Source organism: Nostoc sp. NZL (assembly GCF_015714705.1).
GTDB lineage: Bacteria > Cyanobacteriota > Cyanobacteriia > Cyanobacteriales > Nostocaceae > Nostoc > Nostoc foliaceum_A.
In genome coordinates, this window is record NZ_WBKL01000134.1 from 1 (window position 1) to 16,182 (window position 16,182).

Annotated in this window: 20 protein-coding genes and 1 pseudogene; 16 read left to right on the forward strand and 5 right to left on the reverse strand. The window is 42.1% G+C overall.

What is annotated here, in order from left to right:
- Window positions 1-50 precede the first annotated feature (50 nt).
- Window positions 51-1,469: an aldehyde dehydrogenase family protein gene (locus tag F8R90_RS19255; protein ID WP_196512010.1), complete on the forward strand. Its 1,419-nt coding sequence runs from the start codon at window positions 51-53 to the stop codon at window positions 1,467-1,469.
- A 27-nt stretch (window positions 1,470-1,496) separates the two neighbouring features.
- Here F8R90_RS19255 and F8R90_RS19260 read toward each other — a convergent pair whose 3' ends face one another.
- On the reverse strand, window positions 1,497-1,862 hold the full coding sequence (locus F8R90_RS19260; RefSeq protein WP_196512011.1) for a hypothetical protein: 366 nt from the start codon (window positions 1,860-1,862) through the stop codon (window positions 1,497-1,499).
- Window positions 1,863-1,920: 58 nt separating this feature from the next.
- Here F8R90_RS19260 and F8R90_RS19265 point away from each other — a divergent pair, with 58 nt between their 5' ends.
- The 13 genes and pseudogenes from F8R90_RS19265 to F8R90_RS19325 all read left to right on the forward strand — a co-directional run bounded on the left by F8R90_RS19265 (window position 1,921) and on the right by F8R90_RS19325 (window position 10,941).
- Window positions 1,921-2,193, forward strand: a complete 273-nt coding sequence (locus F8R90_RS19265; protein WP_196512012.1) for a hypothetical protein — start codon at window positions 1,921-1,923, stop codon at window positions 2,191-2,193.
- On the forward strand, window positions 2,190-2,558 hold the full coding sequence (locus F8R90_RS19270; RefSeq protein ID WP_196512013.1) for a clan AA aspartic protease: 369 nt from the start codon (window positions 2,190-2,192) through the stop codon (window positions 2,556-2,558). The genes F8R90_RS19265 and F8R90_RS19270 overlap by 4 nt, the downstream gene beginning before the upstream one ends.
- A 198-nt stretch (window positions 2,559-2,756) precedes the next feature.
- Window positions 2,757-6,335 carry an N-6 DNA methylase gene (locus F8R90_RS19275; protein WP_196512014.1) on the forward strand — a complete coding sequence of 1,193 codons (3,579 nt, stop codon included), beginning with the start codon at window positions 2,757-2,759 and terminating at the stop codon, window positions 6,333-6,335.
- A gap of 15 nt (window positions 6,336-6,350) precedes the next feature.
- Entirely contained in the window at window positions 6,351-6,560 is a 210-nt protein-coding gene (locus F8R90_RS19280) for a hypothetical protein (RefSeq protein WP_196512015.1), read from the forward strand.
- Between the two features lie 31 nt (window positions 6,561-6,591).
- Window positions 6,592-6,831 carry a type II toxin-antitoxin system RelN family antitoxin gene (locus tag F8R90_RS19285; protein WP_196512016.1) on the forward strand — a complete coding sequence of 80 codons (240 nt, stop codon included), beginning with the start codon at window positions 6,592-6,594 and terminating at the stop codon, window positions 6,829-6,831.
- Window positions 6,824-7,198 carry a type II toxin-antitoxin system RelE family toxin gene (locus F8R90_RS19290; protein ID WP_196512017.1) on the forward strand — a complete coding sequence of 125 codons (375 nt, stop codon included), beginning with the start codon at window positions 6,824-6,826 and terminating at the stop codon, window positions 7,196-7,198. Before F8R90_RS19285 ends, F8R90_RS19290 begins: the two co-directional genes overlap by 8 nt.
- A gap of 58 nt (window positions 7,199-7,256) precedes the next feature.
- Window positions 7,257-7,463: a hypothetical protein gene (locus F8R90_RS19295; RefSeq protein ID WP_196512018.1), complete on the forward strand. Its 207-nt coding sequence runs from the start codon at window positions 7,257-7,259 to the stop codon at window positions 7,461-7,463.
- Window positions 7,453-7,656 (forward strand): hypothetical protein, encoded by a 204-nt coding sequence (locus F8R90_RS19300; protein WP_196512019.1) that lies wholly within the window; start codon window positions 7,453-7,455, stop codon window positions 7,654-7,656. Before F8R90_RS19295 ends, F8R90_RS19300 begins: the two co-directional genes overlap by 11 nt.
- An 87-nt stretch (window positions 7,657-7,743) precedes the next feature.
- Window positions 7,744-7,893: pseudogene (locus F8R90_RS19305) on the forward strand (3-phosphoshikimate 1-carboxyvinyltransferase); the annotation flags it as partial.
- 133 nt (window positions 7,894-8,026) lie between these two features.
- The gene (locus F8R90_RS19310; RefSeq protein WP_196512020.1) at window positions 8,027-8,473 is read left to right on the forward strand and encodes a DUF3598 family protein; all 447 of its coding nucleotides are present in this window, start codon (window positions 8,027-8,029) and stop codon (window positions 8,471-8,473) included.
- Between the two features lie 125 nt (window positions 8,474-8,598).
- The gene (gene hisS / locus F8R90_RS19315) at window positions 8,599-9,987 is read left to right on the forward strand and encodes a histidine--tRNA ligase (protein ID WP_196512021.1); all 1,389 of its coding nucleotides are present in this window, start codon (window positions 8,599-8,601) and stop codon (window positions 9,985-9,987) included.
- Window positions 9,988-10,207: 220 nt separating this feature from the next.
- Complete coding sequence (locus F8R90_RS19320; RefSeq protein WP_196512022.1) at window positions 10,208-10,696, forward strand: Uma2 family endonuclease; 489 nt, start codon at window positions 10,208-10,210, stop codon at window positions 10,694-10,696.
- Between the two features lie 35 nt (window positions 10,697-10,731).
- Entirely contained in the window at window positions 10,732-10,941 is a 210-nt protein-coding gene (locus F8R90_RS19325; protein WP_196512029.1) for a hypothetical protein, read from the forward strand.
- Between the two features lie 74 nt (window positions 10,942-11,015).
- Here F8R90_RS19325 and F8R90_RS19330 read toward each other — a convergent pair whose 3' ends face one another.
- The 4 genes from F8R90_RS19330 to F8R90_RS19345 form a co-directional block, all read right to left on the reverse strand.
- Window positions 11,016-12,023, reverse strand: a complete 1,008-nt coding sequence (locus F8R90_RS19330) for a GUN4 domain-containing protein (RefSeq protein WP_230966450.1) — start codon at window positions 12,021-12,023, stop codon at window positions 11,016-11,018.
- Between the two features lie 20 nt (window positions 12,024-12,043).
- Window positions 12,044-12,217, reverse strand: a complete 174-nt coding sequence (locus F8R90_RS19335) for a hypothetical protein (RefSeq protein WP_196512023.1) — start codon at window positions 12,215-12,217, stop codon at window positions 12,044-12,046.
- A gap of 296 nt (window positions 12,218-12,513) precedes the next feature.
- On the reverse strand, window positions 12,514-13,527 hold the full coding sequence (locus F8R90_RS19340) for a glycerate kinase (RefSeq protein ID WP_196512024.1): 1,014 nt from the start codon (window positions 13,525-13,527) through the stop codon (window positions 12,514-12,516).
- Between the two features lie 17 nt (window positions 13,528-13,544).
- Complete coding sequence (locus tag F8R90_RS19345) at window positions 13,545-13,877, reverse strand: DUF565 domain-containing protein (protein ID WP_196512025.1); 333 nt, start codon at window positions 13,875-13,877, stop codon at window positions 13,545-13,547.
- An 804-nt stretch (window positions 13,878-14,681) separates the two neighbouring features.
- On the opposite strand from F8R90_RS19345, the gene F8R90_RS19350 reads away from it, so the two are divergent.
- Window positions 14,682-15,317 (forward strand): hypothetical protein, encoded by a 636-nt coding sequence (locus tag F8R90_RS19350; protein ID WP_196512026.1) that lies wholly within the window; start codon window positions 14,682-14,684, stop codon window positions 15,315-15,317.
- 257 nt (window positions 15,318-15,574) lie between these two features.
- Window positions 15,575-16,182 (forward strand): ArnT family glycosyltransferase (locus F8R90_RS19355; RefSeq protein WP_196512027.1); only part of this gene is annotated, 608 nt, incomplete at its 3' end.

Genomic DNA, 16,182 nt, shown 5'->3' on the forward strand with positions numbered 1-16,182 from the left:
CCCCCGCCCCCTGCCCCTTGTCCTCTTCCTTGACCAATGACCAATGACTAATGACTAATCCAATAGAAGTCCGTAATCCCCGAACTGGCAAATTTGACTACGTAATTATCCCGCCGCCTCCAAGGCTGCTAGCACAACAATGTAAGCGCACCCGCAGAGGGCAAGTTCGCTGGCAGCAACTAGGTTTAGAAGGTAGAATTGAAGCCTTACAGCAGTGGAAGGAAGCGATATTAACAGGGCGCGATCGCTTAACTGAGGCTTTGGTAAATGATACAGGAAGATTATCGACCTCAATATTGGAAATAGATTCTTTTCTCTCTAGCATTGATCGCTGGTGTAAGTTAGCACCGGACTTGCTGCAAGAATCTGCAAAAAACACAGCAATTCCATTTATCGCCTTGCAACAAACATCCGTTCCTTACCCCCTAGTTGGGATAATTAGCCCGTGGAATTTTCCACTGTTGCTGTCTACCATTGATACCATTCCAGCATTACTGGCGGGTTGTGCCGTCATTGTCAAACCCAGTGAAATTGCTCCCCGCTTCGTAGCACCACTGAAAACAGCACTCAGCGCCGTTCCTGAATTGCGCGATGTATTAACTTTTGTTGAAGGAGCAGGCGCAACCGGATCTGATTTGATTGAGAATGTAGATTTGGTATGCTTTACAGGCAGTGTAGCAACGGGGCGGAAAGTAGCAGAAGCGGCTGCGAAACGGTTTATTCCAGCTTTTTTGGAATTAGGAGGAAAAGATCCTGCGATCGTTTTAGAATCAGCCAATTTAGAATTAGCAACCTCAGCAATCTTATGGGGTTCCGTCGTCAACACCGGACAGTCGTGCTTATCAATTGAGCGGATTTACGTTGCTGAATCAATATTTGAAAAGTTTTACCATCAACTAGTAGCCAAAGCTTATCGCCTTCAACTAGCCTACCCCACAGTTGAAAGTGGAGAAATTGGCCCCATCATCGCTGAAAGACAAGCAGCAATTATTAGCAGCCATCTCCTAGATGCAGTTGAAAAGGGAGCAGTAATTCACTGCGGCGGTGTAATTGAAGATTTAGGTGGGGGTTGGTGGTGTCGTCCGACAGTTCTCACCCAGGTTAATCACTCCATGAAAGTGATGACCGAAGAGACGTTCGGCCCCATTATGCCAATCATGCCTTTTTCCACAGTAGAGGAAGCGGTATCTTTAGCAAACGATTCTATTTATGGATTGAGTGCTGCTGTCTTTGCCTCAGAAGCCGAAGCCTTAGAAATTGCCCAGCAGATAGATGCAGGTGCCATCAGTATCAACGATGCTGCACTCACCGCCATCATGCACGAGGGAGAGAAAAACGCCTTCAAATTTTCTGGTATGGGAGGCTCACGCATGGGTGCGGCGGCGCTGAAACGGTTCATGCGAAAAAAAGCTATTTTGATTAAAACTAACGATACTAATGACCCTTGGTGGTTTGAGAATGGGGAGTGACCAATGCCATCATCACTATGCAACTCATTACCGTAACCAATGGCGATCGCTTCTGCCACAGTTTCGTCTACGATAACCAAAGCATCTGGAATAATTTTGATAGTTTTGGTTCAGAACACGAGTCCGTTTGTTGAAAACACGAGTCCGTTCGTTGAAAACACGAGTCTGTTCATTGAAAACACGAGTCCGTTCGTTGAAAACACGAGTCCGTTTGTTGAAAACACGAGTCCATTTATTGAAAACACGAGTCCATTTATTGAAAACACGAGTCCGTTTATTGAAAACACAAGTCTGTTTGTTTACTTGGTGAGTGGTGTGGTGTTGAAGTATGGCAAAGACAGCCGGGAATATGAGATGACAGGCATCGCTGCTCGTTTCCTTGTCGTTTAACAATAAGTTGCACACTATAATAAATAGGGCGATAAAATGCTTTACTTGGAAGCTTGCCTGTATGTCTTATCCGAAACTAAGTGACGAAGAAATTATCCAACGTGGTAAAGAATTCTACGAAAAACATATCCGTCCCCAAGTTGAGACAGTAGAGAATATTGGCAAATTAATTTCCATCAATGTTGAAACAGGTGAATATGAAATTGGTGATGATTTGTTGGTAACAAGCCGTCGTTTGCAAGCCAAACAGCCCGATGCAGCAATTTGGGCAGAAAGGATTGGTTATGATGCCGTGTATGCTGTTGGTGGTTCATTAGTCAGGACGGTACAGTGATACACGGGACGGTGGTTGGGCTTCAAGCACGAATGAGTGTCTTGGTTCGTTTGGAAGACAAGTCAGATGTAGAAATTGAGTTTGTTATTGATACGGGGTTTGAAGGTTTTCTTACCTTGCCACCCGATCTGGTTGCAAAACTTAGCTTGCCATATATTGCTAAAATTCAAGCAAATCTTGCCGACAACTCCAAAACTATAACAAATGCTCATGCAATAAAGATTGTTTGGAACGGTGCGGAGCGAGAAGTTATTGTGTTGGCGATGGGTCGTCGTCCTCTCCAGGGAACTGCACTACTTGCAGATTCTCATCTCAGCATTGATTTTTATGAAGGTGGTACTGTCCTGGTTGATGAAATTTTGTAATCTTGTCAAAGTAAGGCATTCACGGTGAATCATGCCCATTGCTTGGCCATTGCATCAATGCTTCAATTTTGGCATCTCTTACTATATCTAGAATTAGGAAGTTGCCTTCAAACTATTCAGAAAACCTATAGGTCAATTTCTACAATAGCGTTACACTCTATAACGGACTAAGCCTTGATGTAGATTCTGTAACGCCTGATGAACCTAGCCGATATCCTCAAAGACTCAAACTACAAACTGTCGCAGTTTACTGCGGCGGAAATTGAGCAGTTAGAGCAGAGCATTACTCTGAAAGCAACCAAAAGTGGCGAAGTGCCTTATATCGTTTGTTTGGTGCGTCAGAAGGCAATTAAGCTTACACCAGAGGAAGCAATTCGGCAGCTATATTTACAGGTTTTGAATAAACGTCTCCACTATCCCCTCAGTCGTATTCAAGTTGAGTATGGGGTGAACTTTGGGCGCGAGGTGAAACGGGCAGACATTGTGGTGATGGACAAAGACCGTCCAAACACGGTGTATATGCTGGTGGAGCTAAAAAAGCCGAAGCTCAAAGACGGGAAGGATCAGCTTCGCTCTTACTGCAATGCCACAGGTGCGCCGATCGCAATTTGGACGAATGGCGATCAAATTTCTTACTACCAGCGCAAAGATCCCAATTATTTTGAAGATATCCCCGGTTTGCCCAATGCTAATCAAACCTTGGCAGATATTCTTCAGATTAAGTTCACGCTGGAAGACTTGATTGCTAATGACAAGTTGATCAAGGAGAATAAATCTCTCAAAACTCTGATCGAAGAAATGGAAGATGAGGTGCTGGCGAATGCTGGGGTTGATGTCTTTGAGGAACTGTTTAAGCTGATTTTTACGAAGCTCTATGATGAGTGGTATTCTGGGCAGGGCAACCGCCGTAAAACCCGTTCTCTAGAGTTTCGCAATACGGGACAAACAGAAGCGGCACTCAAAACCAAAATTCAGGATTTGTTTGATGGGGCAAAGAAAAAGTGGGAAGGGGTGTTTAGTGAAGATGCTAAAATTAGCCTCACGCCTTCGCATTTGTCGGTTTGTGTGTCGTCCTTGGAGAATGTGAAACTGTTTAACTCCAATCTGGATGTAATCGATGAAGCCTTTGAGTATTTGATTAACCAGAGCAGTAAAGGGGATAAAGGGCAATATTTCACGCCGCGCTATGTGATTGATATGTGCGTGAAAATGCTCAATCCCCAAGAGGATGAGTACATGATTGATACGGCGGCGGGGTCATCTGGATTTCCGGTGCATACGATTTTTCATGTGTGGCGGCAGATTTTGGCGGATGAGGGGTTGCAGGCGAGTCATTTGTTTTCGTTGGAAGATAAGCCACCCCGTTGTAGTGAATATGTAGAAGAGAAGGTGTTTGCCATAGACTTTGATGAAAAGGCGGTGCGGGTGGCGCGGACGCTGAACTTGATTGCGGGGGATGGGCAGACAAATGTATTGCACCTGAACACCCTGGACTATGAACTGTGGAATGAAGTAACGGAACAAGAAGAATGGGATAACATTTATAATGCTGGGTTCAAACGGCTGAAACGGTTGCGACCGAAAGGGAATAAAGATTTTCGAGAGTTTCAGTTTGATGTGTTGATGGCGAATCCGCCCTTTGCCGGAGATATCAAAGAACCGCGCATGATTGCCCGCTATGATTTGGCAAAGAAGCCGGATGGTAAGTGGCAAAGCAAGGTTGGGCGCGATATTTTGTTTATTGAGCGCAATTTGGACTTTTTGAAACCGGGGGGTAGAATGGCGATCGTGTTGCCCCAAGGACGGTTTAACAATTCATCGGATAAGAATATTCGAGATTTCATTGCCGAACGCTGCCGGATTTTGGCGGTGGTGGGGCTGCATGGCAATACATTTAAGCCGCACACGGGTACAAAGACTTCGGTGCTGTTTGTGCAGAAGTGGAATGATGACCCGAAGGTGGGCGCACTCTGTCCTCGACAGGATGACTACAACATCTTTTTTGCGACGATGCGGAAATCGGGCAAAGATAATTCTGGGGATAAAATCTGGCGCAAACTTTCATCGTCTACTTCACCGCCTGATGATGAACTCAGTGAATTGATGCCGCCTTCTCCGATGCAGCGAGTGGTTGGGGTGGAGGGCGATTTTTTGCAAGATGTTCACGGTCATTTAGTGGTGGATCATGATTTGTATAACCACGAAGGACTAACGGAAGACGGCATTGCGGAAGCGTTTATTGAGTTTGCCAAAAAGGAGAAGCTCAGTTTTTTTGAATCCAGCCCATCTGTTACGCCGTTTGATGCTGTGAGGTATCAACGGTTAATGGATGGGCTGGAAGCAGTTGAAGTTTTGTTTGGTGAAACCTTAGAAAACAAAGATTTTAGAATCGATAGTGAATTTCACAGAAGACCACCTATTCAAAATCCAAATTATAGTTATGTAGATGTTGCTGAAACCCTAACTTTTGTGCAGTACGGAATCTCAATAGATATGAATGAAGAAGGTGAAGGCACAAAAATATACAGGATGAATGAAATTCATAATATGCTCTGCGACACCGAGGTTTCTAAGTTTGCAGATATTTCTTCTGTAGATATAGAAGCTTTCAAACTCAAAGACAGGGATATTCTATTCAATAGAACAAATTCTTTTGAATTCGTTGGAAGAACAGGCATATTTAGAAATTTCTCCGATGAAGATTTAGTTTTCGCATCTTATCTAATACGAGTAAGAACTGACGAGTCAAAGATTTTACCTGAATATTTAGTCGCATTCTTAAATTCTAGTTTAGGAATTTGGGATATAAAGAGACGGGCTAGAATTTCAATCAACCAGTCAAATGTCAATGCTCAAGAACTAGCAGCAATAAAAATTCCTCTGTTGAATCTAGAATTTCAATCAAGACTCAATAAATTATTTGAACAAGCACACTACGATCGATTAAAAGCAATAGAAATCTATCAACAAGCTGAGGATTTGCTATTGTCGGAGCTTGGCTTGAAGGACTGGCAACCAACGGAAGAAACCATTTCCATCAAGAGTTTTACTGAGTCGTTCCTGTCCTCTGGTCGCTTCGATGCTGAGTATTACCAGCCCAAATTTGACCAATTAATTGAACGACTTGAAGAAAAGGTTAAATTAACGCCCCTTGGTAATTTACTCACCCTTAATCAACGAGGAAAACAACCTCAATACATTGAAGATGAAAACGAGTATGAGTTAGGTTTACCTGTTGTCAATTCCAGGCACGTTCGAGAAGGCGAAGTCATCCTGACAGACGACAATCGCTATGCTTATCTGCCAAAAAATGATAATCCGCTTACAATTCAAACTGATGATGTTCTAATCAACGGTACAGGTATCGGCACAATTGGGCGCTGTGCGCCTTATCTCTATGAACAAGAAGCTTTGCCAGATAACCACGTTACTATTCTTAGAACTGATTTACTTGACCCGGTTTATCTGTCGATTTACCTCAATAGCGTTATTGGAAAGCTATTCGTTGAAAAGCATTTCAAAGGTTCATCAGGGCAAATTGAGCTATACCCCAACGAAATTGCTCAATTTCTAATTTGGGATGCGCCAAATTCCTTTCAGCAGAAAATTAGAAGCAAAGTTGAAGTCTCTCACCAAAAGCGTGAGCAATCCAAGCAACTGCTAGAAATTGCTAAAACAGGAGTAGAACGAGCGATCGAAACCGATGAAGCGGCAGCAACAACTTGGATTAATCAGCAGCTTGAAGCGCTAGGAATCAATCTATCAAACTTAAACTAACCTAATGGAGGCACAATGTCTGAAATTACTATAAACCCAGATCAACTTAAGGAAATCTTGAAAAGCGCGATTATTGAATTAATTCGTGACAATCGAAAAGAAGTTTCTGAATTTCTGGCAGAAATTATTGAAGACGTGGCAATGGAGCAAGCGATCGCTGAAGGTGAAACAACTGAACTGGTTAGCCGTGAGTCCATCTTTCAACTTTTGGAGCCGAAAGCGTGAAAGCCGAGTTTAGGAACATCTTGGAGTAGCAATGAAAGCACTTAAAGTCATGGCAACGATTAATGAGCAAGGACAACTAACCTTAGATCATCCTCTCATAACAGATAAAAACAGTCGCGTAGAAGTTATTATTCTAATTTCAGAAGAGGAAGTTCTGGATGATCAATCTCAAGCAGAAGTCTTAGCAGATTTCCGGCAAGCTTGGCACGAAGCCATGACTGGGCAAACTATCCCGGTGGCTCAACTTTGGGAAGGGCTGGAAAATGACTGATCAGCCTTTTATTCAAGTTGAAGCTTCGCCAACGTTCAACCGAAATCTACGCGCTCTTGCCAAGAAGTATCGCAATATTCGGAATGATATACAACCCGTCATCGAACAACTTGAACAGGGAGAGTTGCCAGGAGATCAAATACCTGGTGTTGGTTATGCGGTCTTCAAGTTAAGAGTCCGAAATAGCGACACTCAAAAAGGTAAAAGCGGTGGCTATCGTCTGATTTACTATGTCAAGACAGCAACGGGAATTATTTTGCTGACTATTTATGCAAAATCTGAACAAGTCGATATTGCGGCAGATGACATTCAGAGCATCATTACAGAATATGAGCAACGGGCGATCGAAGATAAAGAGGATATCTAAACAAGAGCCACCAAACCTCCTTACAACGTTCAAATTCCAACCGAAGGGTAGTAAAGCGATGCAAGCAAAATCCCAAGAGCAACTTTCCCCCAATGATGCCGAAGTTATTTTAGGATGTTTACCTGAACAAATTCGTGCCGCTCTAATTGCTCGCGCTACTGAAATTGAATATCCAATCGAAGCAGTTATTGAGATGGCGATCGCAAGTTTTCTCGACACAGAGGCGTTGGGTTTTGCAGATTGTAAGCCAGGGCGTGGACAATAAAAGCGTAAACTGGCGATCGCAAGCGGCGGAACTGGTGAAAGATATTGGTGTGGATAAAGAGGTGACTTGCAGCACCTCAACCAGAACATTAAAAGCCGACGAGAAACGCGTAGGCGTAGCCCGCCGCAGGCATCGCTTGGAAGAAAAACGGAATTCGTTATGCTTGGCGTCAAGTTATGCCAGCAATGATTAAAGCCGTCTTTGACAACCTTCCCCACTCCCAACTCATAATATGCGAACATAATTAAGTTGTAGCTGACTACCTGCACAGAGATTTAAAATGGATACCATTGCAATCCCTGTTCTGAATCGCCCAGTAGATGCCACGGTAGAGATTCCTGTTTCTAAAAGTATTACCAATCGGGCATTACTCGTCGCGGCTTTAGCGCCAGGTGACTCGATTTTAGAAAATGCCTTATTTAGTGAAAACTGGCATTTGCTGTCACTAGCTTAAAGGTTCCAGACATTGTAATAAAAGACCCTGGTTGGTTATACAGCGAAAACTTTTCCTGATTACTTTACTCAATTTTTCCAAATGTTAGAACAATAAAAGGTGAATTGCAATGTCAAATATTCGAGAAGGAATGCCGGTGCTTGCCCGTCATGAAGGAGATTGGGTAGGAACTTATACAGTAATTGATACAGCCGGAAAAATCCTTGACAGCTACGAGTCTCACTTAACTTGTCAATTTCCAGAAAATGGCCCTCATCCCTACTACCAAATCAATCGCTATAAATGGTCTGATGGTAAACGAGAAGAATATGAATTTCCAGGAATCTATAAAGATAATAAACTTTGGTTTGACACCGATCGCATAGACGGAAAGGCCTGGGAAGCCGATGATTCGATTGTTATTTTGTGGTTTAGTTATAAGACAAACCCCGAAATGAGCTTATATGAAATGATTTACATTAGTCCTGACAATAACAATCGTGCCCGCACTTGGCATTGGTTCAAAAACAATCAAATCTTTCAACGCACCCTAATTCAAGAAGAACGGGTAAGATAGTAATTTCTTCGCTCAGAGATAATCACTAATTATTCTCCAGTCCGCGCAGGCGGACTTTGTTTATGTAGCCACGACTTCCAGTCGTTAGGCTTTCATCTCAAATTTCAACTTAGTAAGGTACACGCATGGCAAAAGGTGACAAAATAAACTTTTCTACTCCTAGTGGTTTCCCAGAATTTCTGCCTAGTGAAAAGCGTCTAGAATTATATTTGTTAGATATCATCCGTAGAGTTTTTGAAAGCTATGGATTTACGCCCATCGAAACACCTGCTGTAGAACGTTTAGAAGTGCTGCAAGCTAAAGGCAATCAAGGTGACAATATCATCTATGGCATTGATCCCATATTGCCACCAAATCGCCAAGCCGAGAGAGATAAATCAGGCGAAACTGGTTCGGAAGCAAGAGCTTTAAAGTTTGATCAAACAGTTCCATTAGCGGCTTATATTGCCCGTCACCTGAATGAATTAACCTTTCCCTTTGCCCGCTACCAAATGGATGTAGTTTTTCGGGGAGAACGGGCAAAAGATGGGCGTTTTCGTCAGTTCCGTCAGTGCGATATTGATGTAGTTGCTCGTCGTGAACTCAGCTTGCTCTATGATGCTCAGATGCCTGCAATTATCACTGAGATATTTGAAGCAATTAATATCGGTGATTTTTTGATTCGCATCAATAATCGTAAAGTTCTTACAGGGTTTTTTAAGTCAGTGGGAATTGCTGAGAACCAAATTAAATCCTGTATTGGCATTGTTGATACTCTAGAAAAGATTGGTGAGACTAAGGTAAAACAAGATTTAGAGAAAAATGGAATTTTAGCAGAACATGCTCAAAAAATTATTGATTTTATTAAAATAGATGGTTCGGTCGATGAAGTATTAGATAAGCTTAAGCACCTAGCAGAAAATCTGTCAGAAACTGAGCAATTGAGTTTGGGAATTAGCGAATTAGAAACGGTAATTGCAGGCGTGCGTAATCTTGGAGTTGCCGAAAATCGTTTCTGTATTGATTTATCCATTGCCCGTGGGCTTGATTACTATACTGGCACAGTTTACGAAACAACCTTATTAGGACATGAAGCTTTAGGTAGTATCTGTTCTGGCGGCAGATATGAAGAATTAGTTGGAGTGTTTTTGGGTGAAAAAATGCCTGGGGTAGGCATTTCTATAGGATTAACTCGCTTAATTAGTCGCTTATTAAAAGCTGGTATTCTTAGTACTTTAGCTGCTACACCAGCCCAGGTGATGGTAGTGAATATGCAAGAAGATTTAATGCCAACTTATTTAAAAGTTTCGCAACATCTGCGTCAAGCTGGAATTAATGTCATCACTAACTTTGATAAGCGCCCCTTAGGTAAACAATTTCAGCTAGCAGATAAGCAAGGAATTCAATTTTGTGTAATTATTGGTTCTGAGGAAGCAGCAGCGCAAAAGTCTTCGCTGAAAGATTTGAAAACAGGTGAGCAAGTAGAAGTGCTACTAGTAGATTTGGCTGAGGAAGTTAAAAGAAGACTTGGCTAATTACTTTTAATATCTCCTTTTCTCTCTACGTTCTCCGCGTCTCTGCGGTTCAAAAGTTTTTTATTTAACCACAGAGGCACAGAGAACACAGAGTCAAGAAGTTAAAGAGGAGTTTCTTGAGGGTTAATATTTTCGTTGAAGTTGGTCAGTCAAGTAGGGGTTAACATAGGTTTTATATAGGTAACTTGGATTGGGTTGCACCTTAATCAAGCAAAAATATATGACAATTCTCAACGCTCGTAATTTATCCTTAGAAGAAGTTCAGCGTCTGTTTGGCTTTCAAGAACAATACAGTGAATCATTTTCTAACTACTTATCTCTAGAACCTCTCCTCGAAGTCGAACAACAAGAACTTCTGCAAATTAGAAATGACTTATGGAAAAAAGAATCAACTGTATCCTATGCAGCATCAATTCCTTTGGTAGTTGAGGTAGTTAGTACCAATTGGGATGATGACTACTACACAAAACAAGGTAAGTATGAGGGTATTGGAATTCCTGAATACTGGGTTGTAGATTATCTGGGTTTAGGCGCTAAAAAGTTCACTGACAACCCCAAACAGCCTACTATGTCTATTTATCAATTAATCGATGGTGAATACCAAGTTACTCAATTTAGAGGTACGGATTGCATCGTCTCACCTACTTTCCCAGAATTAAATTTAACCGCCGAACAAATTTTTCAAGCTGGAGGTTTCCCAAGTAGTTAAAATTATCGAGAGAGCTTCTTACAACTTGTCTAATTATGAATTACGAATTACGAATTACGAATTACGAATTACGAATTAGTATGAGACTACCTTGGGATGAATGGGAAGCAAGTAACCATGAAATAGAAAAAGTAGCAAGCAAATTTATCTTTGCTAATTGCTATGACACCCAAAAAGCTAGCATTGTACTACAAGCCCAACAAGAAGACGTTTTTTTGCCACAGTACCAGGTAACGGAAACGTAGAAACCGCAATACTTAGTGCTAAATGACTTGTTTGTGAATCTTTACAATTTCCTGTAAGCCTTATATGTTACAGTTTACAAGTCTCGACGCGAGAAAAGAGAACCACTAATCTCACCACCCAAAAACCCCACGCGCAAAGCAACAATACTCTCCTCCCCCATCACCAATATCCACACAGGCAAATGTCCCTGCGGAGAAGCAGCACTTGTGAAGGTCAGGTCTGAGTAAGATAGCCAGTTTTTATTAAAAAACATTCCTTTTCGCCATCCGACGCGATCGCCAAACTTTTCGTAGTCTTTTCCAACACTTTCCCAAATCCGCTTTTGCACACTAAACCCAAAGTGCCCATTGCTGTATTTTACCCACAGTTGGTCAATGGTGCGTAAGTCAGTGCAAGGAAAGTTATCAATAGATTTAGAATCAAGCCAGCGTTCTGATTCTCTGCCTGATGCTTTGAGCATAACAGCTAGAGTTTCTTCATCCGCTTGTTCCCAAGTCCCTGCTTTAAGTAAATCCCGCAACCGCGTATAGTCTACGCCTTTCTCAGAGGGGAGATCGTTAGCAGTAGATTGCTGTTGTGGTCGCAGCTTATCGGCTTTTTCTTGTTCTCTTTGTCTTTGTAGCCTATCTGCCTCTTTTTTTTGTTGTTCTCTTCGTAGTTTTTCTGCTTCCTGTTTTTGTAGCCTATCTGCCTCTTCTTGTTGTTCCTGTAGCCGCAGCCTTTCTTGTTGCTGTTGTTGTAACTTTCTATTTTCCTCTTCTTGTTCCCGTAGTCGCAGCTTATCTGCTTCCTGTTTTTGCCTTCGTTCGTCTCTTTCCTTCTTTAGCTTCTCAGCAGCCGCCCGAATTCCTCTAGCTACATCTGTGAAAGCTTCATCTTGATTGTGCCAATTTCTTGACACTACAGGTTCAGCATTCTTAGGCAAAGCTTGAAGTTTTGCAAATGGTGCGCCACTCCAATCAACACTTCGCAGAATAACAGGGATAACACAAGCCTCTCCTGCATGATGCCGTTCTATTGCCTTCTTAACTTCGACATCCCAGCAATAATCGGAAGCAATAAAGTATGAACTGATCAGCAAAAGAATGATGTCGGCGGTGTTTAGATATCGTTAATCTGATGATCCCACTCCTCTCCAGGTAGTATCTTGCGATCGTGCCAGCTTGAAATCACACCCTGCCGTCTCAAAGTACTCAGGTGATTAGCGAGTTCATCCCGTAGAGTTTCGTCTTTGTGAGAGTAAGAAAAGAAAAGCTTTAACGATACCTCTGGCATTTTTGGTCTAAGGAGTAGGATAAATCACGCTTTAAGGAAATTATAGTGTTTTTAGCTGATTTGCTTGAGAAGTAACGCCAATAACTAGAGCAGAAGTTACGACAACAAGCCCGCCTCAGAATAAATTCTGAGTCTAATAGCGAAAGTCGTCTTTAGACGACTGAGAAGAGGTTATAGTCCGTTTTAACGGACTTTAGCTATTAGCCCGGAACTTTAGTTCTGGGCGGTTTATGTCTCAATACGGTTGGGTTGAAGAATGAAACCCAACTTATATCTTAGAAATTACAAATTACGAATTACAAATTAGCCCGATCGCAATACACTTCACCAAAGCTATGATCAGCATGGATCTCAATTACTAAATCAACTGCTGTTGCATCTTTTACCAACGGTTTGATGAATAATTCCGGGTGCAGCGATCGCCAAAAATAATTGACAAATTTCTCTATCTCTGCATTGCTCATCCCCGATTTACCCGCAGCAATCATCTGCTGTTCCGCCTGTTTGCGCCACTCCAAAGAACAGCGATAATCGGTTGGATATAGCACAATTAAGCTGTCTAATCGCTCCCATAGTGGTAGATAATCGTGGAGGCGAAGATTCATATCACGGGCAAATGCTTTATCTTCATCTGTGATAATTGGCGGCGGTGCAGTATCAAATATATCTGCGTTAATTGGTTGTACACCCACAAACCAACCTTCAAATAGTACAACATCTGTGTTTGTAACCATTTCTGGATTAGTGCGATCGCCAGCGCCTCCATAAGCAGATTTATCAAAGCGGGGAATCATCACTGGGCTTTGCAACTGGCGGATTTGATCTAATACATTTAAACCTAAATCTACATCGTGGGTTCCTGGTGGGCCACGCCAAATCAAGCGGGGATCTTGCTGTGTTAAAACCAAGCGATCGCTGTAAGTTTTATATAAGTCATCCAAAGACAAACTCACAGTCCGGTATCCCAACTGATCGAGAATCAAACTGAGAACCTTAGACATTGTGGTTTTACCAGTGCCTTGTCCTCCCAATATTCCTTGAATCAGAGGGCGTTCTAACTGTTGGCGCTGCGATGCTAGTTTGATTCCCAAAGGCAACCACAAGTCCCACAAAACTTGTAACATTTCCTTGGGTTCGATTTGAAAAGTAGTTTGGCAGAATTGGCTAAAAGCTGGGAGGACAGATTTTAGTAAATGCGATCGCCTTTCTATCACTTCATCTACATTTTCCGGCGTGATCCCAAAAGCTTTAGCCCTTAACCCATCTGCTAACGCCGATTCTCTTGCTTCCTGCTTCCCTATCTCCCTCATCTCCCTCATCCCCCATGCTACGATCCCAGCTTAAAGGCTTCGAGAAACAGGCTGTAGGTGAAACCAACTTTGAGAAGATTTAGTGAGTCTACCAAGAGCGATCGCCTTTCCAAAAAGCTGCGACTGTAAAATATCCTACTGGTAATTTCTGTTAACAGTACTAAAAAAGCAGCTACCACAATATCTAATACACCCCGTTGGCCAGCTGTAGTGGAAATTGCATTTCCCAGAAAAAAACCAAACAAAAAACTGATGATTAGTAACGATAGCCGCCGCCAAGGATTTAAAAACCATTGCCCCAAGCGTGTAGCAATGGCATCGAATAAGTTATTGATACGAGTGTTTTGCATTACAAGGGCTTCTGGGGAAAAGTCAAGATATCTTGAAATATATTAAGGAGGATATTGGTTTTAGCATCAGCTTGTTTGTTAATATTGTAGATACATACTGGACTTCCAGTATTCTTCAAATTTGCCCATTTTATCATCTTCAAAGAAGTTCAGTTTCTTAGAGGATGTTTAGAAAGTATAAATATTTAACTTGATCCCCCTAAACAGGACTGAAGAAGGGGGAAAATGGCTCAAAGATCCCTTTTTTAGGGGTGGGGAGTTGTTTGAAGGGGTTCCCCAAGACTCAACGTTAAAGCCAGTTCCCTACGACGGGAAACCCGTATTTTTCCCCTGGATTCACCATGCTGCCTTTCCATTGTGCAAACTGGCGTGGATTTAGGAGGATTTCCAAACGCTTTCCAAACATTCCCTCAAGGTGACTTCTTAATAGTCAGAGATAAAATATACCACTTAGATTGATTTATCTAAGGTTTGGCAAAAGATTCCTTGTTGAGGCCGTTAGGGGTTTCAGGAAATTTTTATTTTTTTATTCAAATGAATTGGCTGGCTAGGTATCTAATTTTCTTGTTTTTATCCAAACCTACGGTCAAGCTCCGAAGCAATGGGTGTCTGTACCCCTTGTTTATCAAACATCAAGGCAGTAATTTCCTGAAATTCTTTCTAATGAAATGATACTTGTAATACATAAGTATCCCTAATTTTAGGAAAGTCTATATTAGGCTACTTGCTATGATTCTCTTTTGTGATAATAGGCTACTATTTGGTCAAGCCTAGACAAAATATTTATTTCTAATAACTATCAATATGAAATCTTCCGTGTATCGTAACGTCGGTGTTACAGCTTCTTGCTTGGGACTGCTTATTGCTCTGGTGGGATACTTTGGAGTGAGCGTATCCTTTGAATCCACAAACCCAGATACATCTTCACAACTGCCAACTGAAACTACCCAGTGGGATACAAATTCCTCTACACCCGTTTCACCTGAAAAAGGTATTTCAGCTAGTCTATCTACTCCAGCAACTACTCCAACCAATCAAGTAGAACATAGTATTAAAGAGAATACTTATCCTGTCTTGGCAGAGCGTGATAAATCAGCAAGCATTGCCAAGGATCAAGGAACTTTGCGAATGAGCAATCAAACAAATCAGCCTGTACGGTTGGCTCTACTGGCGCGACAGTCGGTAGCAAAAGGCTCTGGTACTAAACAGGCTAACTATGATGTACCGGCACATTGGGATTTTGCTCCCCAAGAAGGTAATGAGAAGGGACTAATTTTATCCCTACCTCAGAATAATTTAAAGTTGGAGAAGGGAGATATTTTAGTTGCTTTCGCACAAGATGGTTCCCGTCGTTACTGGGGCCCCTATGTTGTCGGTGAAACTCAATTACCTAAATGGAATTCCCAAAATAGGGAATGGCAACTAGTGCTGAGTCCATAGTCGATATATTAGTAGTACTGAAAAACTAATACAGCTTGGTGTAAATTCAGCTACTTTGAAGACAAGGGGTTTAAGCCATTTGTCTTCAAACTACTAGTGTGTTGGAGAAGTTTTTCTGGCGACTTTGAGCAACTGGCGTTACAGATCAGGAAAAAGTGTAGAGTACTGAGGAGAAGAAAATTGTTGAATTTAAAACTCCGCAGAACAAAAGATAGATAACCAACGACTATTGATTAGTGATTGTTGACTATTGACTAATGAGAATGAAATTGAGTGTTAAGCACACTGTTGATGAGTGGTTCAATAAAATAGGAAAGAATCCAGCCCTTGGTATCACTGTATCGATTTTGTGGTTGATAGTGATTGGCTGGATAGCTTTTGGGTGGAATTTGGGCAACACTGGCTTGATTGATGAGACAGAGCCGCTGTTTGCCGAAGCTTCCCGCCAGATGTTCGTCACAGGTGATTGGATTACCCCATTTTTCAATGGTGACACTCGTTTCGATAAACCTGCTTTAATTTACTGGTGTCAGGCGATCGCTTATGCAATTATTGGGGTGAATGAGTGGGCAGTACGCCTTCCGTCAGCGATCGCAGCATTCGGCTTAGTTTGTTTAGCTTTTTACACCATACAGTGGTATTTGGGTAAACAAGACGACTTAGAGCAAGTTTCACGTCCTACTCGCCGCTACTTAACATCTTTTATAGCAGCAGCGCTCATGGCACTTAATCCCGAAACCATTATTTGGGCGAGAATTGGTGTCTCTGATATGCTGCTCACCGGATGTATGGCATCAGCTTTGTTATGTTTCTTTCTAGGGTATGCAGGGAAGGGAGGGAGTAGGGAGTGGGGAGTGGGGGGAGC

Excerpts from the sequence above, each read along its gene's own strand:
- hisS (WP_196512021.1), top strand. The coding sequence starts at position 8,599 with ATGGCAAAAGGTGACAAAATAAACTTTTCTACTCCTAGTGGTTTCCCA.
- F8R90_RS19280 (WP_196512015.1), top strand. The coding sequence starts at position 6,351 with ATGTCTGAAATTACTATAAACCCAGATCAACTTAAGGAAATCTTGAAA.
- F8R90_RS19340 (WP_196512024.1), bottom strand. The coding sequence starts at position 13,527 with ATGAGGGAGATAGGGAAGCAGGAAGCAAGAGAATCGGCGTTAGCAGAT.
- F8R90_RS19325 (WP_196512029.1), top strand. The coding sequence starts at position 10,732 with ATGAATTACGAATTACGAATTACGAATTACGAATTACGAATTAGTATG.
- F8R90_RS19320 (WP_196512022.1), top strand. The coding sequence starts at position 10,208 with ATGACAATTCTCAACGCTCGTAATTTATCCTTAGAAGAAGTTCAGCGT.
- F8R90_RS19350 (WP_196512026.1), top strand. The coding sequence starts at position 14,682 with ATGAAATCTTCCGTGTATCGTAACGTCGGTGTTACAGCTTCTTGCTTG.
- F8R90_RS19310 (WP_196512020.1), top strand. The coding sequence starts at position 8,027 with ATGTCAAATATTCGAGAAGGAATGCCGGTGCTTGCCCGTCATGAAGGA.
- F8R90_RS19275 (WP_196512014.1), top strand. The coding sequence starts at position 2,757 with ATGAACCTAGCCGATATCCTCAAAGACTCAAACTACAAACTGTCGCAG.
- F8R90_RS19285 (WP_196512016.1), top strand. The coding sequence starts at position 6,592 with ATGAAAGCACTTAAAGTCATGGCAACGATTAATGAGCAAGGACAACTA.
- F8R90_RS19345 (WP_196512025.1), bottom strand. The coding sequence starts at position 13,877 with ATGCAAAACACTCGTATCAATAACTTATTCGATGCCATTGCTACACGC.
- F8R90_RS19265 (WP_196512012.1), top strand. The coding sequence starts at position 1,921 with ATGTCTTATCCGAAACTAAGTGACGAAGAAATTATCCAACGTGGTAAA.
- F8R90_RS19255 (WP_196512010.1), top strand. The coding sequence starts at position 51 with ATGACTAATCCAATAGAAGTCCGTAATCCCCGAACTGGCAAATTTGAC.
- F8R90_RS19335 (WP_196512023.1), bottom strand. The coding sequence starts at position 12,217 with ATGCCAGAGGTATCGTTAAAGCTTTTCTTTTCTTACTCTCACAAAGAC.
- F8R90_RS19295 (WP_196512018.1), top strand. The coding sequence starts at position 7,257 with ATGCAAGCAAAATCCCAAGAGCAACTTTCCCCCAATGATGCCGAAGTT.
- F8R90_RS19290 (WP_196512017.1), top strand. The coding sequence starts at position 6,824 with ATGACTGATCAGCCTTTTATTCAAGTTGAAGCTTCGCCAACGTTCAAC.